This is a genomic window from Candidatus Melainabacteria bacterium RIFOXYA2_FULL_32_9 (assembly GCA_001784615.1).
Lineage (GTDB): Bacteria > Cyanobacteriota > Vampirovibrionia > Gastranaerophilales > UBA9579 > UBA9579.
Map to the genome: position 1 here is coordinate 1 of MFRQ01000153.1, position 24382 is coordinate 24382.

21 protein-coding genes and 1 pseudogene are annotated in these 24382 nt (G+C 33.5%); 10 read left to right on the forward strand and 12 right to left on the reverse strand.

The features are described 5' to 3' along the window. Nucleotides 1–1948: sodium-translocating pyrophosphatase (locus A2255_07480; protein ID OGI17230.1), on the reverse strand; the 1948-nt coding region annotated here is incomplete at its 3' end. 693 nt (nucleotides 1949–2641) lie between these two features. Between A2255_07480 and A2255_07485 the strand changes: the two genes are divergently transcribed. The 5 genes from A2255_07485 to A2255_07505 are packed head-to-tail and all read left to right on the forward strand — an operon-like array spanning nucleotide 2642 to nucleotide 8290. Next, nucleotides 2642–3385, forward strand: a complete 744-nt coding sequence (locus tag A2255_07485; GenBank protein OGI17231.1) for a biotin--[acetyl-CoA-carboxylase] ligase — start codon at nucleotides 2642–2644, stop codon at nucleotides 3383–3385. Beyond that, on the forward strand, nucleotides 3376–3621 hold the full coding sequence (locus A2255_07490) for a hypothetical protein (protein OGI17232.1): 246 nt from the start codon (nucleotides 3376–3378) through the stop codon (nucleotides 3619–3621). Before A2255_07485 ends, A2255_07490 begins: the two co-directional genes overlap by 10 nt. Nucleotides 3622–3624: 3 nt before the next feature. Then, nucleotides 3625–5427 carry a biotin attachment protein gene (locus tag A2255_07495; GenBank protein ID OGI17233.1) on the forward strand — a complete coding sequence of 601 codons (1803 nt, stop codon included), beginning with the start codon at nucleotides 3625–3627 and terminating at the stop codon, nucleotides 5425–5427. A 15-nt stretch (nucleotides 5428–5442) separates the two neighbouring features. Further along, a complete protein-coding gene (locus A2255_07500) occupies nucleotides 5443–6582 on the forward strand; it encodes a glutaconyl-CoA decarboxylase subunit beta (GenBank protein ID OGI17234.1) in 1140 nt (379 codons plus the stop codon). Nucleotides 6583–6625: 43 nt separating this feature from the next. Then, nucleotides 6626–8290 carry a phosphoenolpyruvate carboxykinase gene (locus A2255_07505; GenBank protein OGI17235.1) on the forward strand — a complete coding sequence of 555 codons (1665 nt, stop codon included), beginning with the start codon at nucleotides 6626–6628 and terminating at the stop codon, nucleotides 8288–8290. 51 nt (nucleotides 8291–8341) lie between these two features. On the opposite strand, the gene A2255_07510 is transcribed toward A2255_07505, so the two are convergent. Next, on the reverse strand, nucleotides 8342–8902 hold the full coding sequence (locus tag A2255_07510; protein OGI17236.1) for a hypothetical protein: 561 nt from the start codon (nucleotides 8900–8902) through the stop codon (nucleotides 8342–8344). A 288-nt stretch (nucleotides 8903–9190) separates the two neighbouring features. Here A2255_07510 and A2255_07515 point away from each other — a divergent pair, with 288 nt between their 5' ends. Then, on the forward strand, nucleotides 9191–10153 hold the full coding sequence (locus A2255_07515) for a hypothetical protein (GenBank protein ID OGI17237.1): 963 nt from the start codon (nucleotides 9191–9193) through the stop codon (nucleotides 10151–10153). Here A2255_07515 and A2255_07520 read toward each other — a convergent pair. The 3 genes from A2255_07520 to A2255_07530 form a co-directional block, all read right to left on the reverse strand. Next, nucleotides 10150–10626, reverse strand: a complete 477-nt coding sequence (locus tag A2255_07520; protein OGI17238.1) for a hypothetical protein — start codon at nucleotides 10624–10626, stop codon at nucleotides 10150–10152. The genes A2255_07515 and A2255_07520 overlap by 4 nt on opposite strands. Nucleotides 10627–10631: 5 nt before the next feature. Next, the gene (locus A2255_07525; protein OGI17239.1) at nucleotides 10632–11105 is read right to left on the reverse strand and encodes a hypothetical protein; all 474 of its coding nucleotides are present in this window, start codon (nucleotides 11103–11105) and stop codon (nucleotides 10632–10634) included. Nucleotides 11106–11518: 413 nt separating this feature from the next. Continuing rightward, nucleotides 11519–12286, reverse strand: a complete 768-nt coding sequence (locus A2255_07530) for a hypothetical protein (protein ID OGI17240.1) — start codon at nucleotides 12284–12286, stop codon at nucleotides 11519–11521. 198 nt (nucleotides 12287–12484) lie between these two features. Between A2255_07530 and A2255_07535 the strand changes: the two genes are divergently transcribed. Both A2255_07535 and A2255_07540 read left to right on the forward strand, forming a co-directional pair. Beyond that, nucleotides 12485–13156 carry a uracil phosphoribosyltransferase gene (locus A2255_07535; GenBank protein OGI17241.1) on the forward strand — a complete coding sequence of 224 codons (672 nt, stop codon included), beginning with the start codon at nucleotides 12485–12487 and terminating at the stop codon, nucleotides 13154–13156. Nucleotides 13157–13286: 130 nt separating this feature from the next. Further along, on the forward strand, nucleotides 13287–13946 hold the full coding sequence (locus A2255_07540) for a hypothetical protein (protein OGI17242.1): 660 nt from the start codon (nucleotides 13287–13289) through the stop codon (nucleotides 13944–13946). Nucleotides 13947–14075: 129 nt separating this feature from the next. On the opposite strand, the gene A2255_07545 is transcribed toward A2255_07540, so the two are convergent. After that, a complete protein-coding gene (locus A2255_07545; protein OGI17243.1) occupies nucleotides 14076–14918 on the reverse strand; it encodes a hypothetical protein in 843 nt (280 codons plus the stop codon). Nucleotides 14919–15076: 158 nt separating this feature from the next. Then, nucleotides 15077–15922: a hypothetical protein gene (locus tag A2255_07550; GenBank protein ID OGI17244.1), complete on the reverse strand. Its 846-nt coding sequence runs from the start codon at nucleotides 15920–15922 to the stop codon at nucleotides 15077–15079. Nucleotides 15923–16477: 555 nt separating this feature from the next. Between A2255_07550 and A2255_07555 the strand changes: the two genes are divergently transcribed. Beyond that, complete coding sequence (locus A2255_07555) at nucleotides 16478–17227, forward strand: hypothetical protein (protein OGI17280.1); 750 nt, start codon at nucleotides 16478–16480, stop codon at nucleotides 17225–17227. Beyond that, nucleotides 17211–18656, forward strand: coding sequence for a hypothetical protein (locus A2255_07560; GenBank protein OGI17245.1), 1446 nt, complete (start codon nucleotides 17211–17213; stop codon nucleotides 18654–18656). The genes A2255_07555 and A2255_07560 overlap by 17 nt, the downstream gene beginning before the upstream one ends. Before the next feature lie 564 nt (nucleotides 18657–19220). Here the strand turns inward: A2255_07560 and A2255_07565 are convergent. The 5 genes and pseudogenes from A2255_07565 to A2255_07585 all read right to left on the reverse strand — a co-directional run bounded on the left by A2255_07565 (nucleotide 19221) and on the right by A2255_07585 (nucleotide 24255). Next, nucleotides 19221–19952, reverse strand: coding sequence for a hypothetical protein (locus A2255_07565; GenBank protein OGI17246.1), 732 nt, complete (start codon nucleotides 19950–19952; stop codon nucleotides 19221–19223). 221 nt (nucleotides 19953–20173) lie between these two features. After that, nucleotides 20174–20503, reverse strand: a complete 330-nt coding sequence (locus A2255_07570; GenBank protein ID OGI17247.1) for a hypothetical protein — start codon at nucleotides 20501–20503, stop codon at nucleotides 20174–20176. Nucleotides 20504–20909: 406 nt separating this feature from the next. Next, nucleotides 20910–21770, reverse strand: a complete 861-nt coding sequence (locus tag A2255_07575) for a TIGR00159 family protein (GenBank protein ID OGI17248.1) — start codon at nucleotides 21768–21770, stop codon at nucleotides 20910–20912. 52 nt (nucleotides 21771–21822) lie between these two features. Beyond that, a pseudogene (locus tag A2255_07580) lies at nucleotides 21823–23202 on the reverse strand (diaminopimelate decarboxylase). Next, a complete protein-coding gene (locus tag A2255_07585; GenBank protein ID OGI17249.1) occupies nucleotides 23203–24255 on the reverse strand; it encodes a dehypoxanthine futalosine cyclase in 1053 nt (350 codons plus the stop codon). Between the last annotated feature and the right edge of the window lie 127 nt (nucleotides 24256–24382).

Sequence of the window (24382 nt, forward strand, 5' to 3'; positions counted from 1 at the left end):
CGCCAGCATTAGCAAGCATAATTGCCAAACACACACCTGCCGCAATAGCACCTGCCAACATACCACCTAATGCTTCAGCACCAAGTAGTAGACCAAATGCTACTGGGGTAACAACAGCAAGTAAACCTGGAATAACCATTTCTTTTAACGCAGCAGTTGTACTAATATCAACGCAGGTAGCATAATCAGGCTTACCTGTACCGTCCATAATACCAGGTATTTCTCTGAATTGTCTTCTTACTTCATCTACCATTTTACCTGCAGCATTACCAACAGCACCGGTAGTTAAAGCGCAGAATACAAATGGTAACGCTGCACCAAATAATACACCAGCTATAACTTCTGTTTTTAACAAGTTAATTTCTTTAAGTCCAACTACTTCAGTAAACGCAGTTAATAACGCTAAAGCTGTTAATGCAGCTGAACCAATGGCAAACCCTTTACCAATTGCAGCGGTTGTATTGCCAACTGAATCAAGTTTATCAGTAGTTTGTCTAACTTCTTTTGGTAAGCCTGCCATTTCAGCAATACCACCTGCATTATCAGATATAGGACCATAAGCATCAACTGCAACTACAATACCTGTTGTTGCAAGCATACCAACAGCTGATAATGCTATACCAAACATTCCACCTGTTTTATATGCAACAATCATTGCACCACAAATAAATAATATTGGTAAAAAAGTTGAAATCATACCAACACCAAGACCTGCTATGATGTTTGTTGCTGCACCTGTTAATGAAGCATTAGCTATATCTTTAACTGGTTTATATTCAGAAGATGTATAGTATTCACTGATAAAGCCGATGGCAGAACCAGCAAGAACACCAACAACCAATGACCAGAAAACGTTAAAATTCTGAGGAAGGATTAATTTTACTGCAACGTAAGAAAGTGCAATCATTAAAATAGCAGAACCAAATGTTCCTGCATTTAAAGCCATCATAGGATTTGATTTCTCATCTGTTCTTACAAAAGATGTACCAATAATTGAAGCCAATATACCTGCTGCTGCAATAACAACTGGTAACAATGCACCATTAACTTGGAAGTAAACCATACCTAATGTCATAGCAGCGATAATTGAGCCAACAAAAGATTCAAATAAGTCTGCACCCATACCGGCAACGTCACCAACGTTATCACCTACATTGTCAGCAATAACAGCAGGGTTTCTTGGGTCATCTTCAGGAATACCTGCTTCTACTTTACCAACGAGGTCTGCACCGACGTCAGCAGCTTTTGTATAGATACCACCACCTGCACGAGCAAATAATGCTATTGAACTACCGCCTAATGCAAATCCATTTACCATATTAGGATCTTTAAAAATTAAATAGAGTATTGATAAACCGAGTAAGCCTAAGCCTACAACTACCATACCCATAACAGCTCCACCTGAAAAAGCAATACGTAAAGCTGAATTTTGAGAAGTTGCTGCTGCACACGCTGTTCTTGAGTTTGCCCTTGTAGAAACTGTCATACCAATAAATCCTGCCGTAGCAGAACAACTAGCACCAACAAGGAAACAAACTGCTGTTTGCCAATCAATAAAGTAAGCAAGAGCACCGAATACTGCAACTACAAAAATACTTAGAATTTTATACTCTCTGCTTAAAAAAGCCATTGCACCTTCCTGAATGTATTTTGAAATTTCAATCATTTTTGCATTTCCGGGTGATGCTTTTAAAATTTTGCCTACTAAAGCGCCTGCAAAAACTAATGCTGTAACTCCACCAGCAACTCCTAAATAAGCAAGATTTTCTGTTGCAAATACGTTAATTTTTAAATAGGTAAGAACACCTACAGCTACCAATAACAATAGACCAGGAATTAAATATTCCCAATAAGTGGTAGCAACTTTTGACTCAGCCACAAGAGTTTGAAGTTCCTGAGTTTGTGGATTTAACTCTGTAGCATTTTCTTGAACATGATCTTCATACATAGTTTTCACTTTTAAAATCCCTTATTCTACATACTTCCACACTAAGTTAATGTTACTCTGTAATTCTTGATAGTAAAGTCTTTTTTACTTTATTTTCTAAGTTTTTAAGATTACTTAATAAAGCTTTTAGCTTTTATGCATATTACAATTTAATATTTAAATAAACAATTTTTTATTATTTTTACTTAAGACACTTTACAATAAGTATCTTAATATACTTTATTATATGTGTCTAATAAAATTTTAAAAAAATAAAGCTTAAACACTAAGAATACATATGTAAATTATATCTTTTGGAATGAAGATACAGTAATGATAATAATCTTAAAAAATAACATTAGTCTTTTCTCCAATAATCATTAAATTTTAGCCATTTCAAATTTTCACAAACATATATAAAGCTCAAACAAAACAAATATAAAAAGTATTTTAAATGCCTAAAATTAACTACACAAATTTAAAATATGAAAAAATAAGCAAAATTTTTAATACTTTTATTTTTAAACCACTAATATAGGTATGATTTTTTTAAAATTTTTATTTACATTAAGTTAAGTATTAAAACTCCGTTTATCACTAAATCTTGTCTTATATATTTTTTGTTGTATGATAGATTTGGAGTAATATTAACCTCGCACCAAAGCTAAACTAGCATTATAACAATGAAATTTATACTTAAAGAGATCGTGTAAAATGGTATATGATTACAACATACTTTGTTTTGATGAAATAGATTCTACCAACACATATTCACTGAAAAATCTTGCTAATTTGAGTGATAGGCAAGTCATTGTTGCAGCAAAACAAACCAGCGGCAGAGGAAGGTTAGCTCGTAAATGGATTTCCGATGTTGAGGGTAATGTTTATATGTCTATAGTTTTAAAACCCTCACCAACATTAGATAATAATTTACCTTTAGCCAATATTACTCAGTATATGTCAGTAGTGCTATGCAGGATTCTTGAAAGCTACGGTGTAAATCCAGAAATAAAATGGCCTAATGATGTATTAGTTAATGGTAAAAAAATATCAGGAATCTTAAGTGAGATTTCTACTCAAGGAAATGCTCTAAAAGGTTTTGTACTTGGAATAGGTATAAATCTAAATTTGGCTCAAGAAGATGTAAATCAAATTGATCAGCCAGCAACTGCGTTGAATTTAGAAATTAATCAACCTGTCCATAAAGACATGTTTATTAAACAATTACTTGATGAATTCTTTATGGATTATGACCTCTTTCTTAATGGAGGGTTTATAAGTATAAAAGCAGAATACCAGCAAAGAAGCTTATTTCTTGGCCGTAAAGTTGTAATCAATAAACCTCAAAAAAAAGATAACGGCATTGCAACAAGAATTAACGATGATGGTTCTTTATTAATAGTCAAAAACAATCTGGAAGAAAGCACAATAACAATAGGAGATCTTGTATGCCTGTAAACGATAGCGATTTAATAACGCAAGGCCTGATATTAATGGTAGTTGGAATGTCTGTAGTATTTGTATTCCTAGGTATAATGATCGGTGTCATGAATACGACAGCAAAAGTTTTAAAATTAATTTCAAAGTATTTTCCTGAAGAAATCAAAATTAAGGATAAACTTGAAAAAGCAATTGAGCAGAATGATGAAGTAGCGGTAGTATTAGCAGCAGTAAATGCGTATATAAAAGGGTAAGTCATGAGTAAAAAATTAATTAAAGTAATGGACACGTCTTTTAGAGACGGATTTCAATCAGTTTATGGTGCAAGAGTTCTTACTAAAGACTTTTTACCAGCAGTAGAGGCTGCAAAAGAAGCTGGCATTAGACATTTCGAATCAGGTGGTGGTGCACGCTTCCAGTCTTTATATTTTTACTGTAATGAAGATGCATTCGCTATGATGGATGCATTTAGAAAAACTGTAGGACCAGACGTTGAACTACAAACCCTTGCCAGAGGAATTAATGTGGTTGGCCTTGAATCTCAAAGCAGCGACATTATCAAACTTCATGCAGAGTTATTTAAAAAACACGGAACCACAACCATCAGAAATTTTGATGCACTAAATGATGTTCAAAATTTAGTATATAGTGGCAAATGTATAGTTGATGCTGGCTTAAAGCACGAAGTTACAGTTACTATGATGGAATTACCTCCTGGATGTGTAGGCGCACATACACCTGAATTTTATGTACAAGTGCTAAGAAATATACTAGATGCTGAGATTCCTTTTAGTTCTGTATGTTTTAAAGATGCATCAGGTACATCAACTCCTTCCAAAGTTTATGAAACCATTAAACAAGCAAAAGCTATGATTCCTGAAGGAATCGAGATAAGTTTCCATACTCATGAAACAGCAGGTACTGGTGTTCTTGCGTATAAAGCTGCTCTCGATGCAGGTGCAGATATTATAAACTTAGCAATGGCTCCTGTTTCAGGTGGCACATCACAACCTGATATTATAACTATGTGGCATGCCCTCAGAGATACAGAATATGACCTTGGAATAGACATTAATAAGATTTTAGAGGCTGAAGAAGTATTTAAAGAATGTATGAAAGACTATTTCATGCCACCAGAGGCTTTAGCAGTTGATCCTCTTATTATCTATTCTCCAATGCCAGGCGGAGCACTAACAGCAAATACTCAAATGATGAGAGATAATAACATTTTAGATAAATATCCAGAAGTAATCAAAGCTATGAGTGAGGTAGTTAAACTTGGTGGATTCGGAACTTCAGTAACACCTGTTTCTCAATTCTACTTCCAACAAGCATTTAATAACGTAATGTTTAATCCATGGAGTAAAATTGCTGACGGATACGGAAAAATGGTTCTTGGTTATTTTGGAAAAACTCCAATTCCACCAGATCAAGAAGTTGTAAAAATAGCTTCAGAGCAACTTGGTCTTGAACCAACAACAAGAAATCCCCTTGAAATTAATGATGAAGATCCAAAAAAAGGGATTGAGGCAGCTAAAAAAATGTTACAAGCTGCAAATTTGCCTGAAACTGATGAAAATATATTTATTACAGCAACCTGTAAAGAAAAAGGCATCGCATTCTTGAAAGGCGAAGCTACAGTAGGAGTAAGAAAGAATATTAAGCCTAAAGAATCAAAAATAAAAGCTGAAGGCTATACAGTAACAGTTAATAATAAGAACTATGCAGTAGTAATTGATGGATATCAAGCGAGAATTAATGGCAAAACTTATACAATTGATGTTAAAGAAGGTATTCAGGAACCTGAAATGGCATTAAAAGTTAAGAATCAAGCAGCTTCTACTGATGCTATTGCTATTAAATCACCTCTTCCAGGAACTATTTTAAGAATAAAAGTAAATGTCGGTGATAGTGTTCAAGAAGGAAAAACTCTGCTTGTTCTTGAAGCAATGAAGATGGAAACCAAGATTAAAGCCACAAAATCCGGTACAGTATCATCCATTACGGTTTCACCTGGAGATCAGGTAGAAACTGGACAAATATTAGTATGGATCAATTAGTCAAAGGAGCAAGAAATGCAATTATCACAATCAATTCAAGACTTATATAAATCAACCGGATTTTCAGCAATGGAACCAGGTCAATTCATAATGATAATAGTAAGTTTTTTACTGTTATGGCTTGCAATTAAAAAAGATTTTGAACCTTTATTGCTTATACCAATTGGATTTGGAGGACTTCTTTCAAATATTCCAATTGCTGATATGGCTGGTCCACATGGTTTTCTTGGCATAATATATGAATTCGGTATTAAATCAGGTTTATTCCCTTTATTCATATTTATCGGTGTAGGTGCTATGACTGATTTTGGTCCGTTAATAGCCCATCCTAAGACTGCTTTATTAGGAGCAGCAGCTCAATTTGGCATATTTGCCACACTTATAGGTGCTTTATTCTTAGCTAAATACTTTGGATTTCAATTTGGCTTACCAGAAGCAGCGTCAATAGGTATTATCGGTGGAGCTGATGGTCCAACAGCAATATTTTTAACTTCAAAGCTTGCTCCTCACTTATTAGGGGCTATTGCAGTAGCGGCCTATTCATATATGGCGCTGGTACCAATTATTCAACCTCCAATTATGAGATTTCTTACCACTAAAGAAGAGCGCGCAATTGAGATGAAGCAGCTAAGGCCTGTATCACAACGTGAAAAAATTGTATTCCCATTAGTTGTACTAACATTGACCATCTTATTCATACCTGATGCAACACCTCTAATTGGCGCTCTTATGTTCGGTAACTTACTAAGAGAATCAAGAGTAGTAGAAAGATTATCAAAAACAGCACAGAATGAGTTTATTAATATAGTAACAATTCTTTTAGGATTAACTGTTGGATCAAAGTTGTCAGCAGATCAATTCTTAAGGGCAGAAACATTAGGAATTCTTTTATTAGGATTAATAGCATTTAGTCTTGGCACAGCAGCTGGCGTATTACTTGGAAAAGTAATGAACTGGTTCTCAAAAGATAAAATTAATCCATTAATTGGGGCTGCTGGTGTATCTGCTGTTCCTATGGCAGCAAGAGTAGCAAACAAAGTGGGGCTTGAAACAAATCCTCATAACTTTTTATTGATGCACGCAATGGGGCCGAATGTTTCAGGAGTTATCGGTTCCGCCGTTGCAGCAGGTGTATTATTAGCTATAATTGGTTAATACTTAAGTTTAGTATATAGTTTACTTAACAAAGGAGAAGGTCATGGGTTCAAAAGAGCATTTTACGAATTCTGAAGAATTCAAAAAACTTACTTCTGCCCCGAGAACGACAATTCAAGCAGCATTTTTTGGAAACAATGTAGAAAATGTCTACACTGTATCAGAAGCTTACAAACTCGCAAAAGATAGCTCTGGGACAATCGAATTAACTGGCATGCCGGTTTACGAACCTGAAAAGCAAGGGTTACCAAAAGAAGCCAATATGCTTTTATTCAATGATGGAACTGTTGTTGGCAGATGTGCAGCTGCCCGTAAGATTGTTGGAGAACCAGGCTGCGATATGTCTGAGTTATTACCAATAATCAGAGAAGCTGTTTATGGCACAAGATACAAATTAATGTATCATTCTCAAGCTGTTGTTGGTTTAGAAGGAGACTTTATGATTAAAGCTCACCTGTTAATTCCAGAAGGCTTTGAGAACGTAATTTACAGCTGGCTATTAAACTTCCAGTATATCAACGAAATGTACAGCGAAATGTACAAAAATTCAAGAGAAATACCTGAAGGTGACATCTACATCTTCTCAGATCCTGACTGGACACATCCAGACTATCCATACGGCTTAACATTCTTTGATCCAAAACATAATTGTGCTGCAATACTTGGAATGAGATACTTTGGAGAACACAAAAAAGGAACTCTAACTCTTGTCTGGGGAGCTGCAGCAAGAAATGGATACGCTTCTTGTCACGGTGGATTAAAGAGATACAATCTTGCAAATGATAAAAAATACTCTGTTGCGGTATTCGGGTTATCAGGATCAGGTAAATCAACAATTACACACGCTAAACATGATGATAAATATGATGTAACAGTACTTCATGATGATGCATTCATTATTAACGTTAAAGATAAATACTCAATTGCTCTTGAACCTGCATATTTCGATAAAACCCAGGATTACCCAATGGGTTGTGATGATAATAAATTTATTCTTACCCTTCAAAACAATGGCGCCATTATGTATGAAGACGGCAAGGTTTATGCGGTGACAGAAGATGTCAGAAACGGCAATGGCCGTGCTGTAAAATCAAAGCTCTGGTCACCAAACAGAGTAGATAGAGTAAATGAACCTATTAATGCTATTTTCTGGTTAATGCAAGATCCTACAATCCCACCTGTATTAAAGCTTAAAGGTGCTTCATTAGGATCAGCAATGGGTGCAACATTAGCTACAAAGAGAACTTCAGCTGAAAGATTAGCTGAGGGTGTTGATCCTAATGCTCTTGTTGTTGAACCATATGCTAACCCATTCAGAACATATCCTCTTGAAATGGACTACAGCAGATTTAAAACATTAATCGAAGATGGTGTAGATTGCTATATCCTCAATACTGGTAGCTTTATGGGCAAAAAAGTTCAGCCCAAACATACTTTAGGTGTTATAGAAGCTATTGTTGAAGGTACAGCAAAATTTGAAAGATGGGAAAGCTTCTCTGATATAGAAATTCTTAAATTAGAAGACTTTAATGCGGATTTCAGCAATGAAGAATACAAAAATCAATTCATTGCAAGAATGCATGACAGAATCAAATTTATAGCATCAAGAGAAACTGAAAAAAACGGCCTTGATAAATTATCTCCAGATGCTTTAGAATCGCTGAAAAAAGTGGTAGAAGAAGCTGGTAAATTAAGCGCTAAAGTATAAACCATAAGTCCATAATAATAAAGCCTTCTATAACTAGAAGGCTTTATTGCTTTAAGAATTTATTATTAAATTTGATAACCAGTCAGGCAATGGGGCTAAAGGCACATCATTGGGACTAGCTCCATCTTTCCATTTATAAATATTTCCACTAGCATGAAGGCTTCGTGGTGCTATAATCCAGTCATAATCACTCTTAAAGTCAAGTCCTGGCCTAAAAGCATTTCTGGTCATAATTCCTGATTTAGGATATTTAAAGTAATAATGCATTCCATTTCCACCGCTTATTGCAGTTACTGTTTTGGGGAATTCTCCATATTGCGCTGTAAGTACGCTCAATAACTCATCCCCATCATCTCTTGGATCGACATCTAAAACAACGATTCCTGATGCCATGCCTGTTGCTATTCCTATATTAGAGCCCATCCACAGTTCAGACATTTCTTTTATAATTTTAATATTATCTGTTGCATCGCTAATCCCATTCTGAGTTTTGGGATGTTTACCAACACTTTTACAGTCTTGTTTTCCACAGGTACATTTGCTATTCATTACTGAATAAACAGGGAAAACTGAGTAGCCGTACGCTATATACTGATATATCTGATCTAACACTTATTTACTCCACTTACAATAGATTTTCTAAACATTTTGGCTGAGATTCTATTAAATCTAAATTTTCTTACTTTCTCATAATAAATTAATCCGATTATTAACCAATCTTTTAGGATGTAATTAATATTTCAGCGCTATCATTGTGATAAGGAAGAAATATGAGAATCTCGTTATTGAAGAAATTATTAAATTATTGTGTAAGTTTTTAGCAATAATTATACAAATATTGTTTTTATATAAATAGAGGAAGAAATTCCTTTTAGATAAAAATGCGATTTGGGAAGGGAAATGGTCAGGAATATTAATTACCCTCAATATTTCTACCAATCAGGCAGGACAAATCAAGATTTGCCTGCTTATAATGAGTTTCGCTTAAAATATGATAAGCATAATGCCACGCTAGATCCTAAATTAGCCAGAGATATTGAGGATATTAAAGATATTCTTGATATTTTTGCTCTACAAAAAAAAGCTGATAGTGAAAATAAGTCAAAGGCATTATTGAGCCCTGTACCATTTGTTAGAAAACTTGACGGTGCACAGGAATCTTTTAAAGAAGGTGACATTCTAAAAAGCTTAGGTAAATTTGGACTTTTGGCAGCTTGCTTACCTGAAGATACAAGAGATGTAAATAATGCTGTTAACCAGATTCTTGGAAAAGGAGATAAAAGCATTCCTTATAGTTATCAACCTAAGTTTTCTTTCTTCAGGGGGACTTTATTTGAATCTGGACTGAAAAAACTCAATGATTCACAAAATAGTACTTTGCAATCTATAGGTAAAAAAATATATAAAGCTGATAAAACTCTTTATGACACCCAATTAGGTCTAAAATTCCTAAAAAAATTGGGCTGGCAAGACGACTTGGCCAAAAACACCTCACGTATTGATTTTATGGATAGAGTAATACAAGGATCAAAAATTAAAGGAAGTTTAATTTCAAAAATACTCGGCAAATCTATGCTCAGAATTCCAACTCTAAGCATAATAACCCTTTCAATATTGGAAATACCTTCCATAATAAAAGCTTTTACCCAAAAAGACAATTCAAAAGATAACCTGATAAATGGCACAAAACAAACAGTAAAATCGGGAATTAATGTTTCATCATTATTATCCGGTGGAGCTGTCTTAGGTGCTATAGGTCAAAGCCTGCTAGGTCCTGTTGGCTCTTTAATAGGTTTAGGATTAGGATCCTATTACGGCTCTCAGACTGGAAAGTTTATAAACGATAAAATAGACAGAATCTAATCCTTATATCCTAATTTCTCGAGAATTTCCTGATTAATTTTTAGTTCTTCAAGTGTTTTTACAACTGTTTCTTTTGGAATATTCCATTTATCCTTTAAAATTTCACCATAATCAGGAATTAGGTCTTTTCCAGAGGGCATAACCTGAGTAGCTATTAAAATAGCTTTTATATTTTCAGGAGTTCCTTTAATATTTTCATCCATCACATATGCACGTAATGCAGCAATATCACCCCATAAGCTTCTGTCTATTTCTTTAAGAAATTGCTTATCAGCACCACTTTTAAGGAGTTCTTTCATCTCTTTACTATCACCAAATAAATCACCAAAAAATCCTTTAAAATTAACTGTATTTTGACTTAAACTAACCGTGTCCTGATCTAACTGCTGCAACTTAGGCATATCATGGTGAAAACTTTTCTGAGATTTATTAACATAATTATTGCCCATAAAACTGTTCATATTAATTTTCATTTTATTTAATCCTTATATCCTAATGGATCAAGAATTTCCTGATTAATTTTTAGTTCTTCAAGTGTTTTTACTACTGCTTCTTTTGGAACATTCCAAAGTTCTTTTAAAATTTCTCCGTAATATGGAATTAAGGATTTTTTAGGAGTGACCTGAGTAGCCATTAAAATAGCTTTTATGTTTTCAGGAGTTCCTTTAATGTTTTCCCACTTTATATGGGCATATAATGCGTTAGTATCACCCCATAAGCTATTTTCTACTTCTTTTAAAAATTGCTTATCAGCTCCACTTTTAAGAAGCTCTTTCATCTCTTTGCTATCACCAAATAAATCGCCAAAAAAACCCTTAAAATTAACCTTATCCTGATTTAAACAAACTGTGTCCTGGCTTAACTGCGTTAATTTAGGCATGCCATTTTGACGCTTGCTTTGCGCTTTATTTATTATTCTGCCAAATCTTAAAACATCATCATTAAATATCATTTTCAGAATCCTTATTATATATGTATTCGAATATATTAAATCCAAACCAATAATTAAATTGCTAGACTTATATAAAAAAATAAGAAGTCTAGCCAGTAGGGCTAGGACAATTTACCACTTAATATTAAAAGAAATTGTAATAATCAACGAATTAAATAGTTAGATAGATATATTCTAAACCAGCAATTATGCTAAAAACCCTGAAATATGCCTACTCAAATATCGAACCTTTTTAACACAAAACTACTATGATTAAGATCCTATCCGAGAATTCAAAAAATAATGCTTAGAGATTGCTTCACAAGATAAATTTTAAAAAATATCCCTGCTGAAAGGTTCGCAATGACAGCAAAAACTTATTTGTCAGATAGGATCTAAGTAAAAACCGTTTTAATCTATTAAAATCAAAACGGTTAAGAACTAATCTGCTTTTTAGCAATATAATCCTGTTTAATACGTTTAATATCTCTATTTAAACGCCTGACAATTCTCCTAAAGAGATTTTTTCTCATCTTTTTTGCAGGAACCCCTACCACAGTTATACCATCAGGAACATCATTGACCACAACTGCTCCTGCTCCTACAATACAATTTCGCCCAAGATTTTTAGTGCGTAAAATAGTTGCCCCAGCCCCAATAAATGCCCCATCTTTTATAACCAGAGAACTCCCAACTGTACAACCTGGAGATATAGAAACATAATCTTCAAGTATTGTATCATGACTAACTATACAATATGGGCGGATTGTAACAAAATTACCTATATTTACCCTAGTGCCAATATTACAACCTTCTTCTATTAAAGATCCAAGACCAACTTCACTATGAATTATGTCTACTGCTGGATGGATAAGCGTTGGAATTTTACAACCATAAAACTCAAATAAGTTTATTCTTCTCTTAAATTCAGATAAAGAACCAAAATAATTACTAAAAAAATAAATGTTTTTATCCTTTTTAACTAAATCAGCTACTACTTCCCTGCCCCCTAAAACAGGAATTCCTAAAATTAATTTTCCGTGTTTTTGCACGTTATCGTCAATAAATCCCAGTATCTCCCATTCAGGATTTACACGATTAATTGCATTAATAAGTTTAACTATATCTGGATAAACGGTTCCATAAATTACTAATTTCTTCAACCAAATCACTCCTATGCATAAATTATCATTTTCTATCATTATTTATCACAATTTTCCTACAAGCATAATCCTATAATATAACTAGCCCAACATATTACTCGTTTATTACAGACAGAATAAAGAAAAATCAGCAAAAACAGACTTTTATTCAGAGTAAACTTAAATTACTATTGAATAATATTTCTGGAAGTATTAGATTATTATAGGAATCCGTTAATTTAAATAAGTGAAAATAATATGGAATTAAGTTTAAAAAAATCTGAAAATATACTGGTATGCAACCACCCTATCGCTCTTCATAATTTAACTGTTATGAGGGATAAAAACACTACTGCAGAACTTTTTAGAAATGCAACAAGAAGATTGGCTCAAATATTATTTTTAAATGCTACAGATAACCTGCCAATTATTAATAAAATCGTTGAAACCCCATTAGTAGAGACTCAAGCAGATATAATTGATCCTGATTCAGAAGTTATTGTTGCACCAATCCTACGAGCCGGATTGGTTTTTTCAGAAATTGCCAGCGAGCTTTTACCAAATGCAAGAGTTCATCATATCGGACTATATAGAGATGAAAAAACTTTAAAACCTGTCTCTTATTATAATAATTTACCAGAAAGTTTTAATAATCCTGAAGATACTTTCATTTACCTGCTTGACCCAATGCTTGCAACAGGTGGTTCAGCAATTGCAGCAATTAAACTATTTACCGATCTGAATATCAAAGAAGAAAATATCAGGTTTATATGCCTGATAAGCGCACCTGAAGGAATAAGCAGGTTACATTCAAAATTTCCAAGTGTAAAAATAATTACAGCCTGTATAGACAGTAACCTCAATGAATTTGGTTATATTCTCCCTGGACTTGGTGATGCAGGAGATAGAACTTTTAATACTACGTATTAATTAACTTACATTAATTACCCAAATTGCTTATATATTGGAATCTCCTCATATAATAGGACAAATAGCCAATGTGTGAGCAATATTTATATGCCATGAATTAATTTGAGTTCCAATATCAGGAATATTTTTTATGGATAATTACAAGATTTATGAATCAAGAGAAAAGGCAGGCGAAGTTTTAGCTGAAGAAATAAGCAAGTTAAATCTTCAAAAACCTTATTTATTAGCTATTCCCAGGGGAGGAATTCAAGTAGCTGAGGCAATTGCAGATAAACTCAAAATTCACATTGATCCGATAATAGTAAAAAAACTTCCCGTTCCAGGTAATCCCGAAGCAGGATTTGGAGCAATAACAGCTGATGGAAAAAGGGTAATAGACGAAGAAACCGTATCTTATCTTGGTCTTTCAGAAGACCAAATAAATAGAATAGCAAACAATGTAATGCAAGAAATACATCATAGAATAGAGGTTTATGGGGACATAAATCAGAAAAAAGTAGAATCATCAGATGTAATAATTGTTGATGACGGAGTTGCAACAGGTTATTCATTAATTGCAGCTATAAAGAGCATAAAAGACATGCGGCCAAATTCAGTTACAGCGGCAATACCGGTAAGTTCAGGAAGTGCTTACGAAAAATTTTCAAGGCTTACTGATCATGTGATCTGTCCATTAATTGAACGCACTTATTTCTTTGCCGTGGGCAATTATTACCGTGAATGGTACGACTTAACTGAGGAAGAGATAAAAAGCATTTTAAAAAAATATCGAGATAAATATCAATCATAAAAAAAAAGGGTTAACTTAAGAGCTAACCCAGTTTACAGGGAGAGTGTTTTTTATTGGGATAGGTTATTTGTTGAAAAAACCACTATAAATTTTTCTTTATACTCTCTCAATATTTTTTATCTTGTTATTTTATCTCATTAACGATAATGCTAATTGCGGAATTTGATTTGCCTGAGATAAAACTGTTGCAGAAGCTTGTTGAAGTATTTGGCTCTTAACCATACCAGCAGTTTCTTTTGCTATATCTAAGTCACGGATCCTAGATTCAGATGCCTGAACATTTTCATTCAATATGGCAAGGTTTTCTAATGTACTTTCTAATCTGCCTTGTAAAGCACCTACACTTGACCTTCTACTTGTTATTGAAGTAATAGCTGTATCTAATACACCGATATAACTTCTAATTAGAGTTGATGTCCAAGCACCACCGGCTATGGCTATAGTAACTCCGATTGTTGAGGCTTGTGAATCTGTTAAGACACTAGCAATACTTATCGTATTAGTTGATGCTGTTGAATTTGCTCCAACTTGAAGTGTGGAACTTGCTGTTGTACCATCCAGCAAGAATATGTTATTAAACTTGGTACTCTTGGCGATTCTGGTAATATCATCAATACGAGCAGTTATCTCTGACAATATAGCTGTTCTTTCAGTAGAACCATTAGTATCGTTAGCAGCTTGAATACAGAGTTCCCTCATCCTCTGAAGGTTTTCGTTTATCACTGTGAGCCCACCTTCAGCAATCTGGAGCATACTAATACCATCCTGAACATTACTGGTTGCTCTTGCGTTACCACGAATCTGACCTCTTAATGATTCTGAAATTGATAATCCTGCTGCATCATCCGCTGCTCTGTTAATTCTGTAACCTGAAGACAATTTTTCAATGGACTTTGTTAAACTAACCGTGTTTTTGTTTAAATTTCTTTGGGCAATTAAAGATGCAATGTTGTTGTTAACTGTTAATGACATGATTCACTCTCCTTGTATTTACCATAAGTTCCCTCTAAATAATTTATGTTCTTTAATTAATGACTTTAATTTTGGATAAACTAGAATTAGTTTTTATTGAGTAATAAATCATATTAATAATTTATGTGTTTAGCTCATCGTGTTATTGAAGTTTCTAATTAACTTCTGAGTAATGATAATGCTAATTGCGGGATTTGATTGGCTTGGGAAAGCACGCTAGCAGATGCTTGTTGAAGTATTTGATTTTTAACCATATTAGCTGTCTCTTTAGCTATATCAAGATCACGAATTCTGGATTCTGATGCCTGAATGTTCTCATTCATTACTGTAAGATTTTCTAATGTACTTTCTAATCTATTTTGTAAAGCACCTATATTTGATCTCTTTGTTGATATTGCGGTAATTGCTGAGTCTATTACTCCTAAATAGCTTCTAATTAAAGTTGAAGTCCATGCACCACCAGTTATAGCAATAGTAACTCCGATTGTTGATGATTGAGTATCTGTTAAAACACTAGCTACATCTATGGTATTGGTTGATACAGTTGAATTAGCACCAACTTGTAACTTTGTACTTGTAGCAGTACCATCAAGTACGGAAATATTATTAAATTTTGCACTCTTAGCAATTCTGGTAATATCATCAATACGTGCATTTAATTCTGCAAGAATTGAGGTTCTTTCAACTGAACCGTTAGTATCGTTAGCAGCTTGAATGCATAGTTCTCTTATTCTTTGAAGGTTCTCATTTATTACGGTAAGTCCACTTTCAGCAATCTGGAGCAGGTTAATACCATCTTGTACGTTACCGATTGCTTGTTTGTTACCTCTAATTTGACCTCTTAATGCTTCTGAAATTGATAATCCAGCTGCATCATCTGATGCTCTGTTAATTCTGTAACCCGAAGATAATTTCTCAATGGATTTTGTTAAGTTAGATGTGTTTTTGTTCAAGTTTCTTTGTGCGATTAAAGATGCAACGTTGTTGTTGATAATAATTGACATAGTAAACACTCCCTGTATTCTTAAATTTACTTCCTTGTAAACTAAAATTTATACATAACAAACTAAAGCCAGTATCACTGTCATTTTTTGTAAATTTGAAAACAAAAGTCCCTGTAATAATTAGCAGATACTAATCATTAAACTATTTTGATTGCTTAATTACCTTTCATAAATCCATCCCGGACTTATCAGGTTAGCTTATTTCCTAAGCTTATTTATATTCAGTCATTTGATTAATCCATAAATCATTAGACTTTTATAAAGTAAGCTTAAAAAACGTCGTAATTAAAAAACTGTAAAAACTTTCATATTTAAACCCTCCCGGAAATCCTCGTTATCAATAAATATAAGTTTATTGAGTCTCTCCCTTTTACTTATTTAGTTGTTTTTCACTCTCTACATTTAATATCGGTTCACCTTAAAAAAACTTTAACAAATTTCATATTTAATCCTCTATATGGAGGAGAAGATATTTTTGTAATAAACTGAATAATATTGATTTTTCTTGATTACAGCCAATATGACTTTTACCTGAAAACCAGAGGAAATAAGCCAATGCCTCAATTTTTTATATCTAGCGAAAACATAGTTAATAATAATATATTAATCACTTCAAAAAATGATATTAATCATATAGTAAATGTTTTAAGACTTAAAAAGGGCGATAAGCTTATTTTAACTGATCCTGGATCATTAATATACGAAACAGAGATTTCTGAAATTAAGCCTAACTCAATAGAAACGATAATTTTAGATAAATACGAACCAACACGAAAACTAAATATTGATATTACTCTTGCACAAAGCATTTTAAAATCGCAGAAACAAGATATAGTAATACAAAAAGCAACTGAACTTGGCGTAAACACCATTATTCCTTTTATCAGCCAAAATACAGTTGTAAAACTGGAATCAGAAAAAGATAAGAATCAGAAGATACAAAGATGGCAAAAAATCGCTTATGAATCTTCAAAACAATGTCAGAGAGTTACTATCCCAGAAATTAGTCAGATTATTAGCATAAACGAGTTAATTGAATTAAACAATTTTGATGTTAAGCTTGTTTGTGCAGAAAAAGACGCTCAATTTTCTATTAAAAAGCTTTTATTGCAAAATAAAGAAAATATTATAAAGAATTCCAGAATACTGGTTATTATCGGCCCTGAAGGGGGTTGGGATGATAAAGAACTACAATTATTCAGGTCAAAAAACATCACTTTAGTAAGCCTTGGCAATTTAATCCTAAGAGCCGAAACAGCATCAATAACTGCAATATCGGATATAATCTATGAATATGAACTCTGATAACATTGTTAATAATATTGAAAATGAGGTAATAAACAAGATTCTGGTGAGCTTATGCTCAGAAAATACAGAATTATATCTTGTTGGTGGATATATTCGAGACTTAATACTTGATCGTCGTGGTTATGACAGAGATTATGCAATTAAAGGTGAAAGTGCAGCTGAATTTGCCAAAAAAGCTGCTGAGTTTTTCAACGGATATTATGTTTTACTGGATAAAGACTTTGATATAGCAAGAGTCATCATGCCTGACAAGAAGAATACCCTTGATTTTGCAAGTTGTGTAAAACAGGATATATATGAGGATTTAGCAAGAAGAGATTATACGATAAATGCAATAGCCTACAGGATAGATGGAGAAAAATCAGGACTTATAGACCCGCACAATGGTGCAAATGACATAAATAATAAGATTATTAGGGCAATATCAGAGCAAAATCTTATAGATGATCCTCTTAGATTGTTAAGAGCATTCAGATTCGCAGCTCAGCTGAATTTTAACATTGAAGATAAAACGCTAAATTACATAAAAACTCATAAATCTTTGATCAATCGTGTCTCAGTAGAAAGGATCAATGTAGAGCTGGTTAAACTTTTTGAGTCAAATCATACAGCTGTTAATCTGGATTTAATGAAGAATATTGAATTCTTAGATGAAATCCTGCCAGAAATCAGCATTCAGAGAAAAATCCCACCAAATTTACACCATCATCTAGGTCTTCTTGATCATTCAATTGAAACAGTAAAACAACTGGAAATAAATGTACAAGACATGCCAGAGTGGGTAAAAGAGCGTTTAAATCAGGAACCCGCTGCTAATATTAAGCTGGTTTCATTGTTAAAAATAGCAGGACTGCTTCATGATATAGGAAAACCTTCCACCTGGCAGATTGATGAACTTGGAAGGCATAGATTCATAAAACATGAAGAAATAGGAGCAGAACAGGCTGTAGACATTTTAAAACGTCTAAGATTCAGCAAAAACTCGATAAAATATATGACAAAGATAATAAAATATCATCTTTACCCTTCACAGCTATTAAAATCTGATGAGGAAGTCACAGAAAAAGCTATTTTAAGAATGTTTAGAAAAATTGGTGAAGAGACCCCGGAAATTCTTCTTATAGCTATGGCAGACAGGTTAAGCGCAAGAGGGCCTGAAATTACAGAGAATATCGTAAATAACAATATTAAAGGTCTATACTGGCTTCTTGAAAAATACAAAGAATCTCTTGAAAAGGAAGAAGCGCTTCCAAAGTTATTAAGTGGCCATGAGGTTATGGAAATCTTGGATTTACCAAGAGGAACTGAAGTAGGAAGAGTATTAAAAGCACTCAAAGAAGCTCAAATTTCAGGTGATGTAAATACAAAAGAAGAAGCAATAAATTTCGCAAAAGGATACGAATACAAAAAGAAAGAGACTGAATAACAAGTTTTCTTCATTTGATTTTGCATAATACAGCTTATTAAGAGCTTATCCGACAAATAAATTAGGTGCTTGCCTAGAATAATATTTAATGATTGGTAATAGATTTCTAATATTTGCGGTATTTATAAAATTTTAAAATCGTCCAAACTGTCATTACAGGAGGCAGCTTTGCTGCACTATTAAAGTCTACAATCATAGTTTATTATCAAGATTGATGATTTTAGAAAAGTGACTGTGTCACCGTCTTTCCAATGTTCACTAGATAGATTGCCACGCCTGCGTTGCAGGCTCGCAATGACAGTGCATGTTATTAGAATGATTGATGACTTAAAAAAGTGACTCTGTTACTTTGCGGTGATAGTGCGTATTATTGGAAAGATTGATGGCTTAAGACAGTGCGAAGCACCTCGCAATGACATTCTTTATTATTAGTGTATTTTAACATTTTCTAAGCAAGCACAATAAATTATTGCAGTCATTGCGAACCTTTTATTATGGATATTTTCTAAAATCGATCTTGTGAAGCAATCTCTAAGCATCATTTTTTGAATTCTCAAACATACTCTAGCTCAACATTTGTTGAAGTTCATTAGCATTTTGCGCTGCAAATCCTGCTTGATCATTATTGAAATATGCAAATACTTGTTTTCCTTGATCAACATAACCCTTGATATCGTTTGAAAACCCATTTATCTCATCTTTATTATATAATCCTGCTCCAAGAGTAACAGGACCGTGATATCTAATATAAACAAAATCAGCTGTAATTTCCTTTGGTGATTGAAAATCGCCTAAATAGTATATGCAAAATGCTACATTATTTTCTCTCATCAAATCATAAGCCATGGGATTAAACCAGCTCGGATCACGAAACTCAAGCACATGTTTATAATTCTTGGGAAGAATATTAAGAAAAGCCTTTAATCGTTCTGGATTAAACCCAAAACGTGGAGGCAATTGAAAAAGTATAGGCCCTAATTTATCGCCAAAAGCCTGAATTCTATCAAAGAAAAGGGATGTTGATTTTTCCGGATCAATAAGCTTTTTCATATGTGTGATATATCTACTTGCTTTAACTGAAAAAATAAAGTCCTCAGGGGCTGTCTCTCTCCATTGAACAATTGTTTTTTCCTGTGGCAGATGATAAAAACTATTATTTACTTCAACTGTACAAAAATGGTCTTTATAATAGTTTAGAAAATCTTTTTCAGCAAAATTATTTGGGTAGAAAGTTCCTAACCAATGCTTATAATGCCAGCCGGAAGTACCAATATGAATAAGCTTTGTTTTACACATTATGCCAGATCCTTTATTTAACTTGTAAGATCTAACAGTCAAAGGATTTTCTCATCAGTTACTTGTTTAAATTTCTCATATCAAATTAAATAATACCCAGAACGCACAGTATAATTACGGTAATGCTGTCGGGCATTACGGTAAAGTCTTAAAAGACCCTAAAGATTAAAAACAGATGAGACTCTGATCTCATCTGTTTTGTTATGACTTAAGCTGTATACTTAACGTTTGAGTATAGCTCCCATATGACTTAACCACAAACAAGCTGGTGCAATAAAATATCCTAAAGGATTAGTTAAACCAAAAACAAGTGGAGCAGCAATAGCACCAATAGTTCCTATAGAAATAGTGGCTAATTCACGACTACCTAAGAAAAATTTCTTAATCATCTTGTCGTCTAATTTATTTCCTTTATCAATTACTGTTTTAACAACATTTTGCATACTGCCAAATGCTACTTGGTCTGAATCTAGACCTTGAGGCATTTTAGCAGATTGCTGAACTTTTAACTGTGGAACATGATTTTGTGTAAAAGACACTGGCTTAATCATAATTTTCTCTCTCCTTGTAAACAAAGATTAAATTGTATTACATACACTATATAGCTATAAAACTTGTAAAAAAGAAAGTTGCTAGCAAATTTTGAAACTAGCAAAAAAATTTTATTATGACCATATAATCAGTAAGGACGAGACTAGAAGCCATTTAAGAAATAAAAAACGTATATCTGTCATTGCGAGGAACGTAGTATCGAAGCAATCTTTCCAATGTAGCTTATTGCTTATAATTGTTATTTGGAAAGATCGCCACGGGCTTAAAGCCCTCGCGATGACATTGCGTATTATTGATAGGGTTGATGACTGAAAAAAGTGATTATGTCACATCATAATGTTAGAGATATGACTGGAAGGGTTGTTAACCAATGACAATACGAAACAGCCTTATGATGATATTAGATTAAAGAACTTTTCTGGAAAAGAATGAAGGAAAAGCAAATCTGGTACGTTCTTTTGCTTTTTCACTACCTGGTTCAGCAAACCCATACAGAAAATCTAATTCGATTTTTAAGTCCTCTGCTGAGATAAACTTGGTTAATAACCCGCCTTGTGCTAGAGAAATATCTCCTGTTTCCTCAGATACAACTAAACAAGCAGCATCAGACACTTCTGACATACCAATAGCAGCCCTATGTCTTGTACCAAATTTCCAACTCAAAGTAGGATCTTCAGTTAAAGGCAATAAAACTCCAGCTGCAACAATTCTATCTCCGCTTACAACCACGGCACCATCATGCAATGGGGTATTAGGGTGAAAAATAGTTAATAATAATTCAGTACTGACTTTTGCATCTATTTTGGTACCAACTTCAATATAATTCTCAAAACCGGTTGTATTCTGAATAACAATAAGAGCACCTATATGAGACTTACTTAAATGCTTTACAGTCTCAGTAAGCTCACTAATAGTATTTTTAACCTCAGATTCAGTTCCAAAAGCAAAAATATTCTTACTTAAAATCCCTGGCTGACCCAAATATCCCAATAATCTTCTTAATTCAGGCTGAAATATCACTATTAAACCAAATACAATGATACTTACAATACCTTCAAGCAACCTGCCAAGTATTTGCAGATTAAATACTTTACTAATTAATAATGCAAACAGCACTAAAAGAGCACCATTCAAGAGACGCTCTGTCGGTGTTCCTTTAATATGTCTATACCATCTATACGCAGCAAGTCCAAATACAACGATAAAAAAGATTATTATAATCAACTCAAATACATCAAGCGGATTCATGGTCATTAGAAAGTCCATGAACGGATGATGTTTCACTTTTTGTAAGTATTCGAACAATATAAGACATCCTCTAAAGTTGACAGAATAACCTTTCTGGCACTTTATCCAAAGCTGCCAAATCCCCGTAGGTTTCTCTTTTTATTATAACATCTGATGAGGAATTCTGAACCAAAATTGCTTCAGGTCGTGGAACTCTATTATAATTACTGGACATAGAGTAGTTATAAGCACCTGTTGCAAAAATACAAATAATATCACCAGGTTCAGTTAGAGGAAGTTCTATATTTTCGATCAAAATGTCTCCAGATTCACAAAATCTACCCGCAATTGTAATAGTTTCTTTTGTTTCAGCATTAACTTTATTGGCAACTACGGCATGATAAATGGCTTGATACATAGCAGGTCTAGGGTTATCAGCCATGCCACCATCAACAGCCACGTATTTTTTTCCTTCAGGAACTTGCTTTGAACTACCAACTGTATACAGAGTCACACCGGCTGTTCCAATTATACTTCTACCGGGTTCAATTATTAATCTTGGCTCTGGCAGGTTATATTTAGCCAAATTATCGCTTACTGATTTAACAATTACTTTGGCAATTTCTTCCATTGAAGGTGGGTCATCACTTTCAGTATATTTGATACCTAAGCCACCTCCAACATTCATATCTTCAAGGATTAAACCATATTTATCCCTAATATATGCAAACTGTCCAAGTACAACTTCAGCTACATCATAATAAACTTGAGTTTCAAATATCTGAGAACCTATATGACCGTGTAATCCTTTTAATACAAGATTTGAATATTGTTCATTTATCAACTCTATAGCTTCATCAAGCTGGGATAAATCAAAACCAAATTTGCTGTCAAGATGACCTGTTTGAATATATTCATGGGTATGACATTCAATTCCTGGAGTGATTCTAAGAAGAATATTAACTTTACACCCCTTTGATTTAGCAAGATTATCTAAAAGAGCCAACTCAAGGAAATTATCCACCGTAATTCTGCCAACATTTGACTCAATAGCCAGATCAAGTTCATCTATAGTTTTATTATTTCCGTTAAAAAACACTTTTTCCATAGGAAAATTTACGCTAACAGCGGTATAAATTTCCCCGCCTGAAACCACATCAAGCCCAAAGCCTTCTTCTTTTATAATGCAGCACATGGCTTTTGTCATAAAAGCCTTTGAAGCATAAAGCATTAAACTATTTTTATACTGAGAAAATGCTTCTTTATATCCCATGCAGCTTCTTCTAATTGTTTCTTCATCAAAAACATAAAGTGGAGTGCCGTATTTTTCAGCAAGCTCAACCACATCACAACTGCCTATTTCAAGATGATTTTCATCATTAATCTTAGCTGTGCAAGGCATTACTGATTGATTAACTGCTTCTACCATTTATCTCTCCTTAACAATAAAACCATTAATTAACTCAATAATTTAAGAGTAAGTTTTTATTATATTATAGGCCGTATCTCTTTGAGCTGCCGTGAAACCTGCTCTTTTAATTGTTTTAACTATCTCATCTATAGTAGTTTTATATTCTACTCCAGCAGATTTAACAACATTCTCTTCCAGCATTGTACCACCAAAATCGTTAGCGCCAAAGCTCAAACTCAGCTGCGCAACTTCTAATCCCTGAGTTACCCAGGAAGCTTGAATGTTAGGAATATTATCTAAAACTATACGAGAAATTGCTAACACCTTCATATAGTCATAACCAGAACTATAATAAATATCACCACTACCTAATTCAGTATTCTTAGGTTGAAAAGTCCAGGGAATAAAAGCTGTAAATTTTCCTGTTTTATCCTGAAGATCCCTAATTTTCAAAAGATGTTCAATTATATGTTCTGGTCTTTCACCAACTCCAAAAACCATAGTAGCAGTAGTACTTAATCCAATTTCATGAGCAGTTTCCATAATATTTAACCATTCTCTTGCAGAAATTTTATTAGGACTAATTTTAGTCCTGATTTCATCAGACAAAATTTCAGCCCCACCGCCTGGAATGGAAGATAAACCATATAAAACAAGCTCCTGCAACAATTCTTTTGGACTAATATTATTTTCTTTAGCTATAAAAGAAATTTCCGGAGGAGAAAAGGCATGAATAGTAAGAGCAGGAAAGTCTCTCCTGATATTACTTATTAAATTAGTATAGTACTCAAGCGGTAGATCCTTATTTAACCCGCCTTGAAGAAGTAATTGAGTACCACCAACAGCAACAAGCTCATCAATTTTTGCTTTTATAGTCTGATAATCAAGAACATACCCGTCCTCTTTATTTCTGTAAAAAGCACAAAACTTGCACTTACAAGAACAAATATTTGTATAATTAATATTTCTATCAACAACAAAAGTAACAGGCTCAGAATTAGGATGCAGTTCCTGCCTCTTTAAATCGGCCAACATGCCAAGCTCAATGAGATTATCTACCTCAAAAAGCTCAAAACATCTTTCTTCATCAATTCTTTTATCTAAATTTAACATTATTAACCATTATTATTTCATCTAGCAGACTACTTTAATCTTATCTAAATTCTGTTCTACTATCAAATCATATTCATTTATAATTTAAAAACTATTATTGAACTCAAACAAAATAAAATGATATAGT

Coding starts and splice junctions, on each gene's coding strand:
- A2255_07485 (OGI17231.1), top strand. CDS start 2,642: ATGGTATATGATTACAACATACTTTGTTTTGATGAAATAGATTCTACC.
- A2255_07490 (OGI17232.1), top strand. CDS start 3,376: ATGCCTGTAAACGATAGCGATTTAATAACGCAAGGCCTGATATTAATG.
- A2255_07495 (OGI17233.1), top strand. CDS start 3,625: ATGAGTAAAAAATTAATTAAAGTAATGGACACGTCTTTTAGAGACGGA.
- A2255_07500 (OGI17234.1), top strand. CDS start 5,443: ATGCAATTATCACAATCAATTCAAGACTTATATAAATCAACCGGATTT.
- A2255_07505 (OGI17235.1), top strand. CDS start 6,626: ATGGGTTCAAAAGAGCATTTTACGAATTCTGAAGAATTCAAAAAACTT.
- A2255_07515 (OGI17237.1), top strand. CDS start 9,191: ATGGTCAGGAATATTAATTACCCTCAATATTTCTACCAATCAGGCAGG.
- A2255_07520 (OGI17238.1), bottom strand. CDS start 10,626: ATGAAAATTAATATGAACAGTTTTATGGGCAATAATTATGTTAATAAA.
- A2255_07525 (OGI17239.1), bottom strand. CDS start 11,105: ATGATATTTAATGATGATGTTTTAAGATTTGGCAGAATAATAAATAAA.
- A2255_07530 (OGI17240.1), bottom strand. CDS start 12,286: ATGATAGAAAATGATAATTTATGCATAGGAGTGATTTGGTTGAAGAAA.
- A2255_07535 (OGI17241.1), top strand. CDS start 12,485: ATGGAATTAAGTTTAAAAAAATCTGAAAATATACTGGTATGCAACCAC.
- A2255_07540 (OGI17242.1), top strand. CDS start 13,287: ATGGATAATTACAAGATTTATGAATCAAGAGAAAAGGCAGGCGAAGTT.
- A2255_07545 (OGI17243.1), bottom strand. CDS start 14,918: ATGTCATTAACAGTTAACAACAACATTGCATCTTTAATTGCCCAAAGA.
- A2255_07550 (OGI17244.1), bottom strand. CDS start 15,922: ATGTCAATTATTATCAACAACAACGTTGCATCTTTAATCGCACAAAGA.
- A2255_07555 (OGI17280.1), top strand. CDS start 16,478: ATGCCTCAATTTTTTATATCTAGCGAAAACATAGTTAATAATAATATA.
- A2255_07560 (OGI17245.1), top strand. CDS start 17,211: ATGAATATGAACTCTGATAACATTGTTAATAATATTGAAAATGAGGTA.
- A2255_07565 (OGI17246.1), bottom strand. CDS start 19,952: ATGTGTAAAACAAAGCTTATTCATATTGGTACTTCCGGCTGGCATTAT.
- A2255_07570 (OGI17247.1), bottom strand. CDS start 20,503: ATGATTAAGCCAGTGTCTTTTACACAAAATCATGTTCCACAGTTAAAA.
- A2255_07575 (OGI17248.1), bottom strand. CDS start 21,770: ATGGACTTTCTAATGACCATGAATCCGCTTGATGTATTTGAGTTGATT.
- A2255_07585 (OGI17249.1), bottom strand. CDS start 24,255: ATGTTAAATTTAGATAAAAGAATTGATGAAGAAAGATGTTTTGAGCTT.